The 15,509-nt window shown below is 68.5% G+C and carries 13 protein-coding genes; 3 read left to right on the top strand and 10 right to left on the bottom strand.

Features of this window, described 5'->3' with window-relative positions; all coding sequences use genetic code 11:
• Window positions 1-400: 400 nt before the first annotated feature.
• Entirely contained in the window at window positions 401-1,228 is an 828-nt protein-coding gene (locus ACIBKY_RS32745; protein WP_397102691.1) for an alpha/beta fold hydrolase, read from the bottom strand.
• Between the two features lie 173 nt (window positions 1,229-1,401).
• Between ACIBKY_RS32745 and ACIBKY_RS32740 the strand changes: the two genes are divergently transcribed.
• Entirely contained in the window at window positions 1,402-1,533 is a 132-nt protein-coding gene (locus tag ACIBKY_RS32740; RefSeq protein WP_397102689.1) for a hypothetical protein, read from the top strand.
• Between the two features lie 386 nt (window positions 1,534-1,919).
• Here ACIBKY_RS32740 and ACIBKY_RS32735 read toward each other — a convergent pair whose 3' ends face one another.
• The 4 genes from ACIBKY_RS32735 to ACIBKY_RS32720 all read right to left on the bottom strand — a co-directional run bounded on the left by ACIBKY_RS32735 (window position 1,920) and on the right by ACIBKY_RS32720 (window position 5,580).
• Window positions 1,920-2,471, bottom strand: a complete 552-nt coding sequence (locus ACIBKY_RS32735; RefSeq protein ID WP_397102687.1) for a hypothetical protein — start codon at window positions 2,469-2,471, stop codon at window positions 1,920-1,922.
• 629 nt (window positions 2,472-3,100) lie between these two features.
• Window positions 3,101-3,850 carry a hypothetical protein gene (locus ACIBKY_RS32730; RefSeq protein ID WP_397102685.1) on the bottom strand — a complete coding sequence of 250 codons (750 nt, stop codon included), beginning with the start codon at window positions 3,848-3,850 and terminating at the stop codon, window positions 3,101-3,103.
• Between the two features lie 762 nt (window positions 3,851-4,612).
• Window positions 4,613-4,963: a hypothetical protein gene (locus ACIBKY_RS32725; protein ID WP_397102683.1), complete on the bottom strand. Its 351-nt coding sequence runs from the start codon at window positions 4,961-4,963 to the stop codon at window positions 4,613-4,615.
• Complete coding sequence (locus ACIBKY_RS32720) at window positions 4,960-5,580, bottom strand: PASTA domain-containing protein (RefSeq protein ID WP_397102681.1); 621 nt, start codon at window positions 5,578-5,580, stop codon at window positions 4,960-4,962. The genes ACIBKY_RS32725 and ACIBKY_RS32720 overlap by 4 nt, the downstream gene beginning before the upstream one ends.
• A gap of 391 nt (window positions 5,581-5,971) precedes the next feature.
• Between ACIBKY_RS32720 and ACIBKY_RS32715 the strand changes: the two genes are divergently transcribed.
• Window positions 5,972-6,886, top strand: a complete 915-nt coding sequence (locus tag ACIBKY_RS32715) for a S1 family peptidase (protein ID WP_397102679.1) — start codon at window positions 5,972-5,974, stop codon at window positions 6,884-6,886.
• Window positions 6,887-6,989: 103 nt separating this feature from the next.
• On the opposite strand, the gene ACIBKY_RS32710 is transcribed toward ACIBKY_RS32715, so the two are convergent.
• The 5 genes from ACIBKY_RS32710 to ACIBKY_RS32690 form a co-directional block, all read right to left on the bottom strand.
• On the bottom strand, window positions 6,990-8,456 hold the full coding sequence (locus ACIBKY_RS32710; protein ID WP_397102677.1) for a hypothetical protein: 1,467 nt from the start codon (window positions 8,454-8,456) through the stop codon (window positions 6,990-6,992).
• The gene (locus ACIBKY_RS32705; protein WP_397102675.1) at window positions 8,453-9,292 is read right to left on the bottom strand and encodes a hypothetical protein; all 840 of its coding nucleotides are present in this window, start codon (window positions 9,290-9,292) and stop codon (window positions 8,453-8,455) included. Before ACIBKY_RS32705 ends, ACIBKY_RS32710 begins: the two co-directional genes overlap by 4 nt.
• An 11-nt stretch (window positions 9,293-9,303) precedes the next feature.
• Complete coding sequence (locus tag ACIBKY_RS32700) at window positions 9,304-11,787, bottom strand: Hsp70 family protein (RefSeq protein ID WP_397102673.1); 2,484 nt, start codon at window positions 11,785-11,787, stop codon at window positions 9,304-9,306.
• On the bottom strand, window positions 11,784-12,272 hold the full coding sequence (locus ACIBKY_RS32695; RefSeq protein WP_397102671.1) for a hypothetical protein: 489 nt from the start codon (window positions 12,270-12,272) through the stop codon (window positions 11,784-11,786). The genes ACIBKY_RS32700 and ACIBKY_RS32695 overlap by 4 nt, the downstream gene beginning before the upstream one ends.
• A 152-nt stretch (window positions 12,273-12,424) precedes the next feature.
• Window positions 12,425-14,377 carry a protein kinase gene (locus tag ACIBKY_RS32690; protein ID WP_397102669.1) on the bottom strand — a complete coding sequence of 651 codons (1,953 nt, stop codon included), beginning with the start codon at window positions 14,375-14,377 and terminating at the stop codon, window positions 12,425-12,427.
• A 107-nt stretch (window positions 14,378-14,484) separates the two neighbouring features.
• Between ACIBKY_RS32690 and ACIBKY_RS32685 the strand changes: the two genes are divergently transcribed.
• A complete protein-coding gene (locus ACIBKY_RS32685) occupies window positions 14,485-15,300 on the top strand; it encodes a hypothetical protein (RefSeq protein ID WP_397102667.1) in 816 nt (271 codons plus the stop codon).
• Window positions 15,301-15,509: the final 209 nt, after the last annotated feature.

Genomic DNA, 15,509 nt, shown 5'->3' with positions numbered 1-15,509 from the left:
CCGCGATGGGCGCCTTGATCGACCAGCGGCCGGTGGGTAGTGGCTTGCCGTCCTGGAGGCGTTCCGCTCGATGGTTGCCACGGAGTACGACAATGCCTCCGAGCCCTTGAACATGGCGTCTCTGGCGCAACGCGTGCGCAGCTCTCTGCGTGAACCGATCAGGGCGACCGACTGGTTCGGCTTCGGCGGTTTCACCCCGGCGGTGAGAAGCCTGCACTTACCCAACCTGCGTATCTCACCGCACCACCTGTGGCACGAGGAGCGCCATGAAGCCCCCGAGCTCACGGCCGCTCCTGCGGAGTACGTCACTCTTCCGGAACCCGTCGAGCGCTTGAACGAGTTCATGAACCTGCCCCGGATGCCGGAGGGCTGCTGGCCGGTCTTGCGAGCAGTCGAGGCATCAGGGGTCACGGGTCGTCGTCGGCCCCGCCGCTGTGAAGTCCAGCAGCAGTTTGCCGATCGTCTCGGGCGCTTCCAGCATGGGTAGGTGCCCGACGCCGGGTAGCAGTTCGACCCGCGTGCCCGGGACCGCGTCGTATCGGTGCGCCGACGACGGTTCCCAACGGGGGTCGGCGGCACCGAAGATCACCTGTACGGGGATCCCGAGGGCGGCGAGCCGCTCGGGCACGCTCCGTTCGGCGATGTAGGCGGTGTTCTGGCGCAGCACGGTTCTCATCACGCGGTAGGTGATGCCTCGCACATCGGCGACCACGTCGTCCGGGAGGTCCACGGGGCGAACGGCTGTCGCGCTGATCCCCTTGCGGATCATCGCGTCCGAACGCCTCGGCCACATGAGCGGGCCCAGCGGCGGGGCCAGCAGCACCCGAAGGATGAACGGCTGCCGCAGGAGCGCATCCGGGCTCGGGCCACTACTGATCAACGCGAGCGAGCCCACGAGGTCGCGACGCTGCTCGGCCAGCGCGGTGGCGACGTAGCCACCGCTGGAGTGCCCGGCCACGGCGACGTGACGCAGCCCGAGGTCGTCCAGCAGCGCCGCCACCTGACCCGCCTGCGCGGGCACGTCGTACGACGGCGCGGGCGGCGACTGGCCGCAACCCGGGAGGTCGACCCGGATGACGTGGTGGTGAGCGGCCAGCGCCGGGACCGCCGGACCCCAGAAACCGCCCGAGGCCCCCGACCCGTGGATGAGCAACAACGGCGGCGCCTGCCGCGGGCCGTCATGGACCACGTGCATCCCATGCGAACGTTCAATGTCGTATGCACTCATGCGGAGACTATGCACAGGCGGCCCACCGCCAGTCTTGGACAAATGTTCCCGCGCGGTCGATGACCGGCAGCCGTCGCCGTAGCGGCCGTACCGGAGCGCCCCAGGCCGGAAACACGGGCCCGGCGGGCTCGTTCCCGCGCGGCGGGGGCCATGGAGGTGTTCCAGAAGCCGGCGTGCAGTTCGTCGTGGCTACCTTCCTCCACGATCAGGCCCCCGTCCAGAAGGACGATGCGGTCGGTCCGCATCCGATGCGCCATCATCACCATCGTCCGCGCGATCGAGACACGCCGGCGCTCACCACCTGACAGCAGTGCGCCGCCATCGGATGTGCCCGCGCCTGGCACCGACGGCTGACCCGGAAGGCGATCGGCTGGCTGCTGGAGGCGTTGCCGCCGGGCTACCGCGCCCACCGCGCCGTGCTCGCCGCCCACCCCTGCTGCTGGCCCGCTCCGCGTACGAGCACACCGTCCGCGCGCGTGACGCCATACGAGAGAGCTACTGTGGCGCGGCCGTCGACCTGCGTGACCAGATCTCGCCCGAAGGGATCACCGCCGTGCTGGCCCGCCTGGCCGCGCTGCTGGTCATCCGCCAACTGCGCGAGGACCCGCAGAAGGGTGAGGGCTATGTGATCGGCTCCAAAGGTCACCTGGGTCCAGCTCAGCGAACGGTGACAAGACGCCCGGGGTGCGGCTCACCCGTCGGCCGCGCGTTCGGCCGCGAGCTCCCGAGCTACCTCCAGCCCATCGCTCGCCGCCACAAGGCGTTCTCCAGAGGAGACCCGCACTTCCCGTTCCAGAATGGAGATGGCCTCCGGCGCGTACTCACCCACCTTGCCCAGCAGCACAGTCAGAAATCTGAAGGTCTCTCCATCGGCCGCCGCGGCCGCGGGACCGATCATGGGCAGGCTCGCGATCACCGTTTGCCGGCAATAGCTCTCCAGGTCCGTCTCGGACCCATCCACGAGCACCTGCTTGCCGTACCCCGCTCCGCCGAAGATGCAGTTGAGCATGAGCCAGCCGTACTCGGAAACGGATCCGTGAACGCCCAGCTCCTCAAGAATTCGGTCCGCGACCGGGGCAGCGGCCGTCTCAAGGTCGCCTTGGTTCACGACAGCCGAGTAGAGGCCATCAAAAGCCCTATCGCGCTGGGCCTCTGTTTCTCCGGCAAGCAGCCTCTCCAGGGTTGCCGGGATCTCCTCCGAGCCCCCCGAAGACGTTCGTACCGTCGACCAATCCCATGCCATCAATCCCTGCCCTCCCACTCCCCGCCGGGAGCAAGCTCGACATCCAGCGGGGACCGGCTCGTGTCATCGTGGCCCTGACAGCGGACCACGCAGACGCGAGCTGGGTTCCGCATGTCCGGATCCATCGGATGTCCGTAACGTATACCCCCCCGCCAGGAGCCTTGCTCCACGAGCTCGCCCCCGCGCTGACGGTACGCTCGCGCCAGCCGGCCGAACACCGCGACCTGTCGCTGCGCGGCGGCCCAAGCGGGCACGCCAGCACCACCGCGCCTTTATCACCGAGCACGCCGATCACCTGCGCGAGGTCGGCCGCGCCTGGCCCCCGTAGGCGACCTGCAGCAGCGTGCCGATGCCGCGGCGGCCGCGCTGTGGCGGGCATCGGCGCAGGCCCGCCACGACGTCGAGCGCGCCCGCCCGAACGCCCGCTCGGCCCCGACAACGAGGCCGGCACCCCTGACGTCCAGGACGTCCTGGACGTCAGGGGTGGTGGGGGGACGTCCAAGATGTCTCCGAGGACGTCCTCCCCCGCCACCACCCCGAAAGCCGGGGTGGCAGGGCGGGAGTTCGATGACAGTGATCTGGGTGGTGAAGTCTGTCGAGGTCCAGCCTCGGATGTGAGGCGCCTTGAGTCAGGTTCCGGCCGCGGGGTCCCAGCTCCTGGTGTGAAGCGCAAGGCCGCCAACGTTCGCGGGCCGGAACCCCAGTCCATGGAGTTCGGGATCGTCGACCGCGGTGACCACGCGCAGGGCGCCGGCCTCGGCTACCTCGCAGATCACGACACGCACCAGCGCATCGCGCACCTCTGATGGGACGCCCGGCTGGACGTGCACCAGGTCGAGACGGGCGATGGTACGTCGCTTGTCCTCCCAGGACGCGGCGGCCTGACCGACAAAAGGTTCCCCGCGGGCGTTGTCGACATAGGCATGAAGCCAGCAGGCAAGCCTGGCCTCGACGATCAGCTGCCTGGGAACGGTGACATCCATCCCGGCCCGAGCCAGCCAGGCGCCGGCCTCGTACACAGGCGGAGAAGCCGATCCGAGAAGGGAATAGGCCCTTTCGAGGTCATCAGGCGAGGCCGAGAGCTCAAGGTCGTTGAGTGGAACGGCATTGATGAAGAACCCGGCGCGCCAGACGTCTGTGTCATCGCGAACGTCCAACAGGACGTACCCGTATCGGATCGTTCGGCGGCTTCGGCGAACCAGCCCGGTGTCGAGTTCCAGCCCAAGACGGAAGGCGAAGTCAACGGCCCATCCATCCGGCGAGGTCACCGGCAGGCCGGTGTACGAACCGCCGCTCCACGGACTCGCTGACCCCCTCGGGAACTCGACCTTGATGGCGTAAGTGTTCGGATCTCGACGCCAACGGAAGATCACCAGCATGCCGTCGGACTCTGCCCTGACATCGACACCGGAGCACCCCTCCAGCACGGCGCCCGCAGGTTGCAAGCGTGTCCTGACCGCTTCGAGGACCTCCTTCCGGGACCACTCAATTGTCACATGTCCAGACTCCCACGCCCTTCTCCCTTGTCGGATCGGGACATGTCACTGAAGATCGTGGAGCTTCCCTGTCGAAAGGCCTTCACAGGCACTGAGGGCCGTGCTCACCGAACGGCTGCGTGTGGAGTTGGCGGCCGACCGGGCCGGTCAGGCCGGTCGATCTGGACCATGTTCGCGCCGCCTTCGACGGGTTGCCCGAACGTGACCGCGAGGTGTTGGCGCTGGGGTGCTGGGAGGGCCAGACCAGCCAGCGGATCGCCAAAGCTTTGGGATGTGTACGGCCATTGCCGCCCGGACCCGGCTGCATCGGGCGCGCATGCGGATGGCGGCGGCGTTGGAGCGGCAGGCGTCCTTGGCAGTCGCGCTCGGCGGGACCCCACGGCCAGGGCGGCAAGAAAACCTGAGACGTGGGTGGCCAGGGATGGCCGAGGCCGGATCGGACGCAGCCATCTGGGCGGGATGGCGGCCGTCTTGATCAGCCCGGGGCGTCAAGCCGAACTCCAGGAGCCCGAAGCTTGGGTGCGGGCTCCATTTTGACGCCGTTCGCGCTGGCAGGACTGTCCGGCACGGGTACCCGTGCCGGACAGTCCTGCCAGATGACGAGAAATCTCGACCGACTCATCGCCACGTCGCCAACTGGCAGGCTCAGCTGGACGCGTCGGGCCTGGAGAAGGGCGGTGTCCCGAGGACGGTCACCGAGTCGAGGAACTTCACCCGTGCCGAGTTGAAGGCTTCAAGCGTCCAGGTACGGCTCGGCGTCAGGACGTTGAACAACGCCGATCCCGACCGGAAGACCACCACGTCGTCCAGCTGCTGGCTCACACGGCCTTCGCAGTCGGCCGGCACGACCACTTTCCAGGTGATCCGCCACTGGTTCAGCGCGGGGGTTGGCGCCGCGGTGACCGAGCCGGTGGTGCGCAGCACGCAGAAGACGTCGGACGGGATCGTCGCCGCCCCTGCCGGGCCCATCAGGCTCAGGGCGAGCAGCCAGGTCATGGGCATGTGTCCGGCCAATCCGCGATGGAGATCCGCACGAGGGATCCCGGCGAGACCTGCGTCCCGCCGACGGGGGTCTGGCTGAGTACCGTGCCCGGAGTCGCGTTGCAGAACGGGTCGATCTTGATGGAGGCGGTCAGGGTCAGTCCCCTGGAGGTGATGGCCTGCCGCGCGGCGGCCGTGTCGAGCCCCACCACGTTCGGCACCGTGACCTGTTGCGGCGGGACGGTCACCTCACGGAACACGTTGAACTTCGTGGCCGTGCCGTAGGCGCCGCGCAGGAAGAAGGCCCTGGTGGCGAAGACCTGGACGGTCTTGCTGCCGACCTTGCCCACTGGGGATCCGTCAAGCGTCACCTTGTAGTTGCTCAGGGTGCACAGCGGATTGTCCGTGGTCACCGAGACGTTCCAGCTGACCGTGACGCTCTGGCCGGCGGCGACGGTGGTCGGCGAGACGGAGAAGGAGTTGAGAACGATCGAGTCGATACAGGGGATGGGATCGGGGCCGGGGTTGTCCGGATCCTTGTCCGGTGGAAGGGCGCCGGCCGGCCCGGCCAGGCCGAAGGTCAGCATGATCGCGACGATCCCGAACAGGGTCGTCCACCATGAGCGAGGCATCCATTTCTCCTTTGGTCGGTTACTCCCAAGGCGGGACATCCGGTTCCCTCGCGTTCCGTTCCGTTCCAAGTGGCGGACTGTATGACGGCGAAACGGGGCCGACGCGAGGTGTCGGGATCAGAAGATTCCTACTGCCAAAGCCGAGCGCATCGGCCGTGCTGCTGGTACTGGTCGGAGGCGGTGGCCTGACAGCCGGGTGCGCGGTGGTCACGAGTCTCGATGAGGGAGGTGCGCCGCTCCTCCTCGTTCTCGCTCGGTCGCGAGCATGAGCGCTCGCGTCGGTTCCAACGGAAATCGCAGGTAGCCTGGCATGGCGGGCGTGTTGACCTGGCAGAACGCCGCGCGAAGCGCCAGAACCCCCTGCCCGCGCCTCTCGACCGACTGGAGACCTGTGTTCAAGGCAACCGGCAGACGATCAGTGGTGCTCGCCACCCTCATGGCCACCGGGCTCGCACTGACCACCGCGACGACGGCAGCGGCGAGCACCGGCCGTCCCGCGATCATCGGTGGAAAGGCCGCGACGGAGACCTACTCGTTCATGGTCTCCTTCCAGCTGCGGAAACTACCGGAGCACCACTGCGGCGGTTCCCTCATCGCCCCGGACTGGGTCGTCACCGCCGCCCATTGCAAGGGACTCATGAAGGCCGGCAAGACACAGGTGCGGGTCGGCTCATTGGAACGTGACACGGGCGGAGCGCTCACCAGCGTCAAGCGCGTCATCACCCATCCCAACCAGGACAAGCCCGGTATGCGCGGGGAACCCAAGGACGACATCCTGCTGGTCCAGCTGGATCGGCCGGTAGACCTTGAGCCCATACGCATCGCCGACGGCCCGGGCCGGGTGGGCGAGCCGAGCCGTGTCATCGGCTGGGGCATGACCTGCGACGACCCCGACGATCCGCTCTGCTCGAACGGTCCACGGCTGCTGCAGGAACTCGACACCGTACGCGTACGCGACTCCCGGTGCTCTTCCCTCAACCGCGGCGAGGAGCTGTGCACCGGTGAGCTCAACGGGCGTGCTGCCAGCGCCTGCAACGGCGACTCAGGTGGTCCGCAGATCCGCAAGGTTGGCGGCCGGTGGGAGCTGGTCGGAGCCACCTCGCGCGACGGCGACGACATGGAGGACCGCATGAACGGCGACGCCGGCTGCTCCACCAACCCCAGGGGCGGGCCAGGAGTCGGCATCTGGACCGACGTGACCCACTACCGTTCCTGGATCACCGACACCATCAGGGCATACGGCGCCTCCTGTCATCTGCCGGACCATTGCGGTCAGAGGCGATGGCCCAGGTGTACTCGGTCATGAACTCGGCTGCCGAGGTGGACGGGCCCGATCGTGTGTGGCAAGGGCTTCGCCGGAGTCGGCCTCGAACGCCACACAGCCCGGATCAGCCATCATCCTCAAGGATCTAGCGTCCGGCCTCCGGCGGGCGGTTGCCGGGCCGCCAACCCAGGGCGTACAACTCCATGACGGGTCCGAACTCGGTGGGGTCGCGGCGCGGACCCGCGATCAGCCAGCTCGCCACGAAGAATCCGATCGCGGTCAGGACGGCGCCCAGGCCGACGGCGTTCATCAAGAACGCGGCAACCGCCACCGCGGCCAAGGGGCCCATCAGCGCGCCGCAGGCGATTCTCCAGCTGCGCTTCCTCCTGCACCGACGGCAGCGCGGCACCTGGACGGTGATCGTCCGCCAGGTTATCCGGGTCTGGTAATAGTCGCTCGCGCGGTTGACGTCACCATGCATGGGCAGGTGCAGCGCGCATGGCTCGTCGGCGTCCTGCCCGCAGAAGAAGCAGGAGGCGTAGGAGAGGTTGTCCGCGATGATGTCGACGTTCTCCTGCACGCGTTCACGGACCGATTCCGAGTCCGCCAGGGCGAGGGCGTGCTGGAGGAGGTCCAGAGATCGCCGGTGGTCCTTGGCCGTGTTCACGTAGGCGACGACGCAGCCGAGAACCGTCAGCGCCATGTCGTCACCGGCCTCCCGCACCACCCGGTGATCGTCGGGCAGTACGCTTCCCGCCACTCTGAGAAGGGGCTTGGCCTCGTCGAGGAACCGATCGGCCAGCTCGTCCCCACGTTCAGGGGTCGCTCTGACGGCCTGCCCCACGTTTTTGCACAGCGTCTTGATCCTGGACGTCTCGTGCCCCAAGGCGCCGTGCAAGGCCTCGTCGACCAGCCCGGTCGAGAATCCGGACGCCCGCATGCCGGTGATGTGCCCGCGTGAGTCCTTGAGCCGCCCGTCCTGTGCGGCCGCGACCGCCAGTTGGGCGTTGATCGCCAGCAGGGCGGCGGGCAGATCCTCGCGCATCCGGCCGACCACGCCCGCCGTCAGCCGTGGATCGTCGAGCTCGTTGGCGCGTACCCGCATCAGCTCCCAGAAGGAGTCGTCGGCGATCACCTCGCCCCAGCACTTGTACGCCCGCTTCCACAGCCTGATGGCGTCGGTGTCCAGCTTGTCCGTGTCGAGTGCCCAGACGTGTGACAACACCGCGATGTTGTGCACCGCGATGGTCCTGGCCGGCTGCTTCGTCGTGCGCTCCCACACGCGGAGCGCGTCGTGCGGCTCGCCCTTGAGCAGGGCGGCCATGGCGTCGTCGATCTCGCCATCGGCCATCGGCCACAGCCAGAAGAGCTCGTCCACCAGCCGCGACACCGGATCCTTCAGCCGCTGTGCGGCTCGTTGCCGCGTGTCCTCGTCAGGGGGCCGGGCGGGCGGCAGTATCCCCTCGCTCGCGCCGGACCTGCCGAGACGCTCCATGAGGCGCATCTTCTCCGCCTGCCTCCGGATGTCGCGTGTCGTCGCGCGCACCGGCAGCCCGGTGATCCGGAAGGCGTTCTCCCGGTACAGGTCCGGCCGCAGTCCCAGGAGCGTCATCCGGCGGCTCCGGAGATGCGCAGGGTGACCGTACGGTTTCGCGCGCCGTCGCGGTACGGCGGCATGACCCCGCCCAGGGACGACAGCGCGAACCTTGTCGTGGGGATCCGCGCCGTGGTGCGGAGGATCTCGCGCACGTAGGTAGCCCTGGCCAGGCCGAGGTCGGCGTTGCTGACGTGGTCGCCGCCCGGCAGGAGCGCGTCGCGGTCCGTGTGGCCGACGACGGCCACCTCTATCCCGGTGGCGTACGGGCGCAGACGTCTGCCCAGATCGCCGAGCACGGCCCGGCCGCGGCGAGTCAGCTCGGTGCCCTGGCTGAACAGGGCCTCCTTGAAGACGATGGAGATCTCCCCCGGTGACCGCCTCACCCGGATCCCCGGAACGTCGAGTCTCATGCGGGCCAGCACGTCGGGCTTCTCCGGCGGCGAGGTCGTCACGACCGTCAGCGGGGCCGCGGGCATCGCAGGCCCGGCGGTTTCCAGGCGGATATCGACGAGCAGGACGAGCACCGCGCCTGTGACCAGCACCGCGCACGTGGCGAGCAGACCCTTGCCGAGCCTGCGCCGCCGCGCGGCGGGACGCATGGCCGCGATCCGCCGCCGTCCGGCGGCGATCTCCGCCCCGCCGGGAGCCAGCCGCTCCGCCTCTGCCCAGCACTGGTCCGCCCGGTCGAGATCGCCCTGCTGAGCGTAGACGCGAGCCAGCAGGTCCAGCACGGTCACGCTGGGCTCCCCCTGGAGATCTTCCAGCAGTTCCGCGGCCTCTGCGCGGCGGCCGCTCCGCGCCAGGGCCCTGGCCTGGGCCAGGACCAGCTCGCGGGTGACGGATAGGGCCATGGTCACCTGCTTCATGACCCACGTACGACGGTGCTGGACAGATCGAGCGGCGGCGGCGCGGGCAGCATGCTCTCCAGTTCGCGGTTCACGTCGCGCACCGTCCTCATGTCGCCTCGCTCCATCGCCTTCCTCCCGGTCTCGATGAGCTGAGCGGCCTCGTGCCTGTCCCGCATATCCGGCAGCAGGCCCCTGAGATGCTCGAACCGGATGCGAGGGAGCTCGTCCGTCCTCTCCAGCACTTCCGCCGCCAGCCCGTAGGCGTCGGCGACACATCTCCTGACCAGGTCGGCGTCATGAGCGTTGATCGCCTCCCGCGTCGCGGACTCGAGCGTGGTCAGGGTCCGCTGGTCGTTCACGTCGCCCATGCCCAGCACGATGTCCCGGACGCCGCCCATCGTCTCCTTCGCCTCCTGGACCAGCTTGGGCCACTCCACCATCTCCTCCACCTCGTCGATGGCGACCTGGAGATCGAGCAGACGCCTGCCGCACTCGGTGGCGGCGTCCGGATCGGCGCGGGCCGCATCGACCAGCCGGTCGAGGTCCTTGGCGGTCCCCTCCGCGTCGATCCTGGCGACCAGTGTCCCGGCCCTGACGTCGCCGAGGTCCCTGGCTTCCGTGCGCAGTTCGTGCAGCCGGTGCCTTTCCGCACGTACCTTCTTGTTCAGCTCGTCGTGCGTGGGAGTCGTCTCGGTTCGCAGGTTGACGACGTGCTCGAACTCCTCATCAAGGAGCGGAATGTACGCACGGGCGACGACCAGCCGGGATTCGTCGACCACCACGGAGAACTCCACCTCGCTGCCCGCCGGCACGTCACGGGTGACCTGGCCAGGGTCGATCTCCAACCGGCCGACCCGCCGGTTGCGGTCGGCGCGCGAGTACTCGCCCTCCACGATCGGGATGCGGATGTAGCCTTCGCGCCGGCTGTTGCTGAGTGTGATCGTGGTACGCAGCGTGTGCCTGCGCCGTGCCGGGAGCGGCGTCCCCCTCGGGAGCAGCCAGGCCACATCGTGGTCCTCCAGCCATACACCGATCGCGTTGGTGAGCGTGGGCTGGGAGTCGACGGCTCCGACCGTGTAGGTCAGCTGGTCGGGGCTCACCTCGCGCCGGGTTCCCGAGCCGTCGGTGAGCTCGACGCGGAAGGTGTTGGCCCGCCCGCGCTCGGCCCACAGCGTGGCGGTGAAGGTCCCGTCGGCGTCCAGCGTGATCTTGCCGCTCCGCCACTCCGGCCGGGCCTCCGCGTTGACCAGTTCGATCGCGAACCCCGCCGTGTCAGCTCCTGACACCCGGCCTCCGATGAGCGGCTCGGTATCCGCCCCCACCGGTTCGTAGGCCAGAGCCACCACGTACTCGCCGGCGGGCGGGACGGCCAGTGTCGCCATGGCGTCCAGGCGTTGGGTTCCGGCGAAGATGGCGGCGCCCGTGGCCACGGCCGTGATGGGATCCCTGCTGTGGTCGAGCGGGATCCCAAGCCCCTGCCGGGGGTCGGCAAGCCGTTCCCTGAGGTAAGGCGACAGTGTGGGACCGCCCACCAGCAGGACCTTCTCGATGTCAGCCGCGCCGAGCCCGCGCTCCTCCAGGGCCTTCTTGCAGAGATTCACCGAGCGCACGATGAGCGGCTCGGTGAGCCGCACCAGTTCCGCCCGCTCCAGGTCGTAGAAGAAGTCGACGTCGTCGCCACGGTCGTCCTTCAGCAAGAGGGAGATCGACGCGGACTCGCTGCGCGACACCTCGATCTTGGCCTCTTCCGCGGCCCGCTTGAGCTGACTGATGGTCGCGAGCGACCGCGGGTTGCCCCGGCTGAGATCGGCGAACCGGTACTCCCTCGTCAGGGCCGGGATGAACAGCTCCTCGACGATCTTCCAGTCGATCAGCTTCCCGCCGAGGGTGTTGTCGCCCCGGTGGTTGACGACGGTCAACTCGCCGTCCCTGAGGTTGACCACGGCCGCGTCGAACGTCCCGCCTCCCAGGTCGTACACCAGCCAGAAGGCGTTGTCGGCCGTACTCTGGAACCCGTACGCCAGCGCGGCCGCGGTGGGCTCCTGCAGCAGCGGCGCGTGCTCCAGCCCGGCGAGCCTGGCGGCCTGCTTGGTCGCCTCGCAAGCACTGAGCTGGAAGGCCGCCGGCACCGTGATGACCGCCGCCCGCAGATCCTCGCCGGTCCGCTGCGCTACGTCGCCCTTGAGCGACTTCAGTACTTCAGCGGACATCTCCTCCGGCGTCATCGACCGGCCGCCGTCGGCGAAGACCTTGGGCTGGTCGGTCATGCCCATCCTGGCCTTGAACTCGACGCAGGTGTTCTCGTGATCCAGCTCGCTGCGCTTCTTGGCGACGTCGCCGACGTGGAGCCGTTCCGCGCGGTCGATCCAGATGGCCGACGGGGTGATCTCTGATTGGCGGTTGTTCTTGACCACCTCGACGCCCACGCCGTTCAGCACGGCGATCGAGCTGTTGGTGGTACCGAGGTCGATCCCGTAGCCGATCGTGGTCCTGGTCACGGGGTGACCTCCTTCGCGACGGGGTCGGGGGTACCCACGATCACCTCTCCTCTCTGGATCACATGATCGTTCAGGTAAACGCTCGGCCGGATGGTCTCCACCACCCGGTCACGGTCGAGACCGGGCGCGGGCTGGTAGGACAGCACCTCGATCGCGAGCCCCGGGTCGAATGGGTCGTTCACGTGCTCCTGGACCTTGATGCCGGCCTGGGTGAAGGAATCCCAGGCCATCTCCAGGTAGCGCGTCACGGCCCGCGTCTCCCCCGGAAGTCGCCGTACCCGGCGATCGAGCCGCCAGAGACTCGTCACCACCTCGGCCACCGAGTGCCCGGAAAGGGCGTCGTCCGGAGTCTCCGTGGGCCGATCCGTCCCCAGACGCTCGAACGCCACCAGGGCGTCGTCGGGCCAGGCCGCGGCATGGATGCGGAATTCCCTCGGATGACGTAACTGCCGTACTTGCGCCGTTATGGAACTCAGCAGTGCCACGTCCGCGCGTTCCTTCCCGTTGGATCGCCACCGATCGGCACAACGTAGCGCCACTCACTCGGGAGGGGTCCCGGCCTGCCCTCCCCCACAACGGACGCGTAGCGAACCGGTTCCGCGTGATCTCGATCACCCAACGTGCGGCAACTGCCGCTTCACGACCTGGTGGGGGTGACGGTGAAGTACGGCGCGAGGTCAAGCTCGTCCGGAGACTCCAGCAGCCTTCGCAGCAGCCTGCCGTCGAACGCCACCACGCGAACTTCGTCGTGGGCGCCGTTGTCGTTCTCCCAGCAGTACAGATGCGACTCGTCGAACCAGCCGAGCACCTTGTCGCAGTCGGAGGAGAACCTGCGTACCTGCTTGCCGGTGCTGGCGTCCCAGAGACAGTGATCGCTGTCGTCGTCACCCGGGCAGGCGGTCACGAAGGTCTTGCCCGAGGGTGAGAAGAGGTCGACGGTGCCGGACGCCAGCGGCCCCACTCCAGGTAGGTCACGGGTGTGTTTGCCGGCAGCGTCGAAGAAGCGCAGCCCCTTGTCCTTGCCATCGACGATGACGACGCCCTGTTCGGCGCCGTCCCAGCCGAAGTTGTTGTCGCCGAGCGAGGCGTCCGCCACCCTGACCACCCGGACCTTGCTCTGGAACAGGTCGTTCCTGTCCACGTCGACGATGGCGAACCCCAAGGTGACCCAGCGTTCCTTGTCCCGCTTGTCGGTGATCTTCTTGTTGAGGTTCAGGAGGATCTTCAAGCCGTCCTTCGACCAGGCGCGGATGCTGGTGTCCTGCGGTTTGGGCAGGGTTTTGATCCGGAAACTCGAGTCTGTCCGCCGGTCGGTGAGAAGGATCGAGTCGTAGCCGTCCGCGGTGTAGTCGTCCGGCCTTCCCGCGAGATAGCGGCCGTTGGGGGACACCAGCGACTCTATGTTGCCCGCATACCTGTCGAACTTCCCCCGCAGCGACTGCCTGGCATAGTTGACGTCCTTGTCGAGCTTCTTGTCGTAGACGTCGTACGCGGTCAGTGCGATGGGGTCGGACGGGCTCTCCTGGAGCGTGATCGGCCCGCCGGGCAACGTGGTCGGCGAGGGTGTCGCGCGCTGCGACGCGGTCGCGGACCGCGCGGCGGTCGGCGAGGCGGCGGGCGTACTCGTCCGCAGCCAGCCGGGCAGCGCTACCGCGGTCACCACCGCGGCCGTGGCGATCAGAGCCGCGGCGGCGAGGATCGGCCCGCGTGCGGTCCCGCCACGGCCGGCGGGTGTGGCGGGGTCCCGAGTGGCCTGCCTGGCTCCCGCCACGAGCGGGTCGGTGCCGGGCTCCGGATTCCGGAGCAGGTGCGTGATGACGTCCATGGCCGTCGGCCGGCTTCCCGGTTCCCTGGCCAGGCACCGCTGCACCAGTTCGGCCAGCCGTCCGTCGAGCGAGCCCAGTTCGGGTCGATCGCTGAGCACCCGGTGCATCACGGCAGGTGTTCCGTCATTGCCGAACGGCGCCTGCCCGCAGGAGGCGAAGACCATCGTGCCGGCCCAGGAGAACAGGTCGGCCGACGATCCGAGTCCGAGCCCCATGATCTGCTCGGGCGCCATATACGCCGGTGTCCCGATCTGCGTGCTGCTTGTCATGGTGGCCGGGCCGAGCGTGCGCGCGATGCCGAAGTCGATCACGCGCGGGCCGCCGGCGCCCATGATGACGTTGCCGGGTTTGAAGTCCCGGTGCACCACGCCGGCTTCGTGGATCGCGGCGAGCGCGGTGGCGGTGCCGATGGCCAGCCGCTCCAGGTCGCCGCTGGTGAGCGGGCCGTCCTCCCTGACGGTCCGCTCCAGCGAGCGGCCCTCGACATACTCGCTGATGATGTACGGCCGGCCGCCCTCGACACCCGTGCTGAGCACGGCCGCGGTACAGAACGTCGCCACCCGCTGGGAGAGTGCCGCCTCCTGCATGAAGCGCGCCACGCTCTCCTCGTCCAACCGGTGCAGCCATTTGACGGCCACATGCGCGCCCATGGGCGTCCTGGCAAGAAAGACGACGCCCTGCCCGCCTTGGCCTAACCTGCCGAGGAGTCTCAGGCCACCCAATTTCTCAGGGTCGCCGGGTGCCAACGGCGTGAAATGAGCCATGCGGTCATTGTGTTGCCAAGGAGCTGATCTACCGCAACCTTACTGAGCGGCGACCGCCCTCGAACTTCCCTCTGTCAGCGATGCCGGGCTCGTGGAAAGATCGGGGCATGGCGTCGATGAAACGCGGCCCCCTCAGCAAGGTGGAACTTCTGCCGGCGGAGCCCGGCGGCATCATCGGCCAGCTGCCTCCCGCCGTACCGGGCACCCTGTACGTCCAGGGAGCCCAAGGCGGGATCCGCGTCGCGCCGGACGCCGGCATCGATGTGGTGTTCGGGCGTTGCGAGCCGGACGTGCACGTGTGCGTGGGGCCCGACGACCCCTACGTCAGCCGGCAGCACGGCATCATCATTTACGAGAACGCGCGATGGGTCCTGTGCAACGTCGGCAACCTGCCCATCCGCCTTCCCGGTGAGCGTCTGGTGCTCACCGGGCACCGCGTGCCGCTGCCGGTGGCGTACACACCGCTGTTCATCGTTGCTCCCCGGCAAGACCACTTACTTGAAGTACGCATCGTCAGGACGGCATCAAGCCCGGCGCCGCAGGTCCGCCAGGAGACCGACACCCGCAGCCCGAGCGGATGGCCCCTGAGTCCCGTCGAGCGCCTGGTCCTGGTCTGCCTGGGTCAGCGATACCTCCGGCCCGAGCCATGGCCGCAGCCACTGACCTGGGCCCAGGTCGCCGACGAGCTCAGCCACCTCCGCCCCGCGGAACAGTGGACCACCAAACGAGCCGCCCACATCGTCGCCCAAACGCGCCAGCGGCTCAGCGCCAACGTGCCCGGACTCCTGGAAGAGGAGATCCCGCCGCCTCTGGGCAACACCCTCAACCACAACCTGATCACCGCGCTGCTGGTCTCCGGCACGATCGGCCCATCCGACCTCCTGCTCCTCGACGAATCCTGTGCCGCGTCAGAAGGCGCTTGAGCTGCGATAACCCGAGGGTCCATGGTCCTCGATCGTCGTTCGGGTAACCCCGGGTCAGGAACCACCGCTCGACCTGGTGCTGACCGCCCAACGCCGCGAACGCGCCCAGATCCGCAGCATGTTCCGGTCACCGCGCCAGACGGTGACGTTGTCGCGGCGCGAGCCGTACAGGATGACCGGCGGAGCGCTTCGGCCGCGATGGTCCGTGA

The organism is Nonomuraea sp. NPDC050394 (assembly GCF_044459065.1).
In the GTDB taxonomy this organism is placed as follows: domain Bacteria; phylum Actinomycetota; class Actinomycetes; order Streptosporangiales; family Streptosporangiaceae; genus Nonomuraea.
This window is presented reverse-complemented; position numbering and strand designations above follow the sequence as displayed.

Coding starts and splice junctions, on each gene's coding strand:
- ACIBKY_RS32690 (WP_397102669.1), bottom strand. CDS start 14,377: ATGGCTCATTTCACGCCGTTGGCACCCGGCGACCCTGAGAAATTGGGT.
- ACIBKY_RS32745 (WP_397102691.1), bottom strand. CDS start 1,228: ATGAGTGCATACGACATTGAACGTTCGCATGGGATGCACGTGGTCCAT.
- ACIBKY_RS32710 (WP_397102677.1), bottom strand. CDS start 8,456: ATGACGCTCCTGGGACTGCGGCCGGACCTGTACCGGGAGAACGCCTTC.
- ACIBKY_RS32735 (WP_397102687.1), bottom strand. CDS start 2,471: ATGGCATGGGATTGGTCGACGGTACGAACGTCTTCGGGGGGCTCGGAG.
- ACIBKY_RS32705 (WP_397102675.1), bottom strand. CDS start 9,292: ATGGCCCTATCCGTCACCCGCGAGCTGGTCCTGGCCCAGGCCAGGGCC.
- ACIBKY_RS32725 (WP_397102683.1), bottom strand. CDS start 4,963: ATGACCTGGCTGCTCGCCCTGAGCCTGATGGGCCCGGCAGGGGCGGCG.
- ACIBKY_RS32730 (WP_397102685.1), bottom strand. CDS start 3,850: ATGCTGGTGATCTTCCGTTGGCGTCGAGATCCGAACACTTACGCCATC.
- ACIBKY_RS32685 (WP_397102667.1), top strand. CDS start 14,485: ATGGCGTCGATGAAACGCGGCCCCCTCAGCAAGGTGGAACTTCTGCCG.
- ACIBKY_RS32720 (WP_397102681.1), bottom strand. CDS start 5,580: ATGCCTCGCTCATGGTGGACGACCCTGTTCGGGATCGTCGCGATCATG.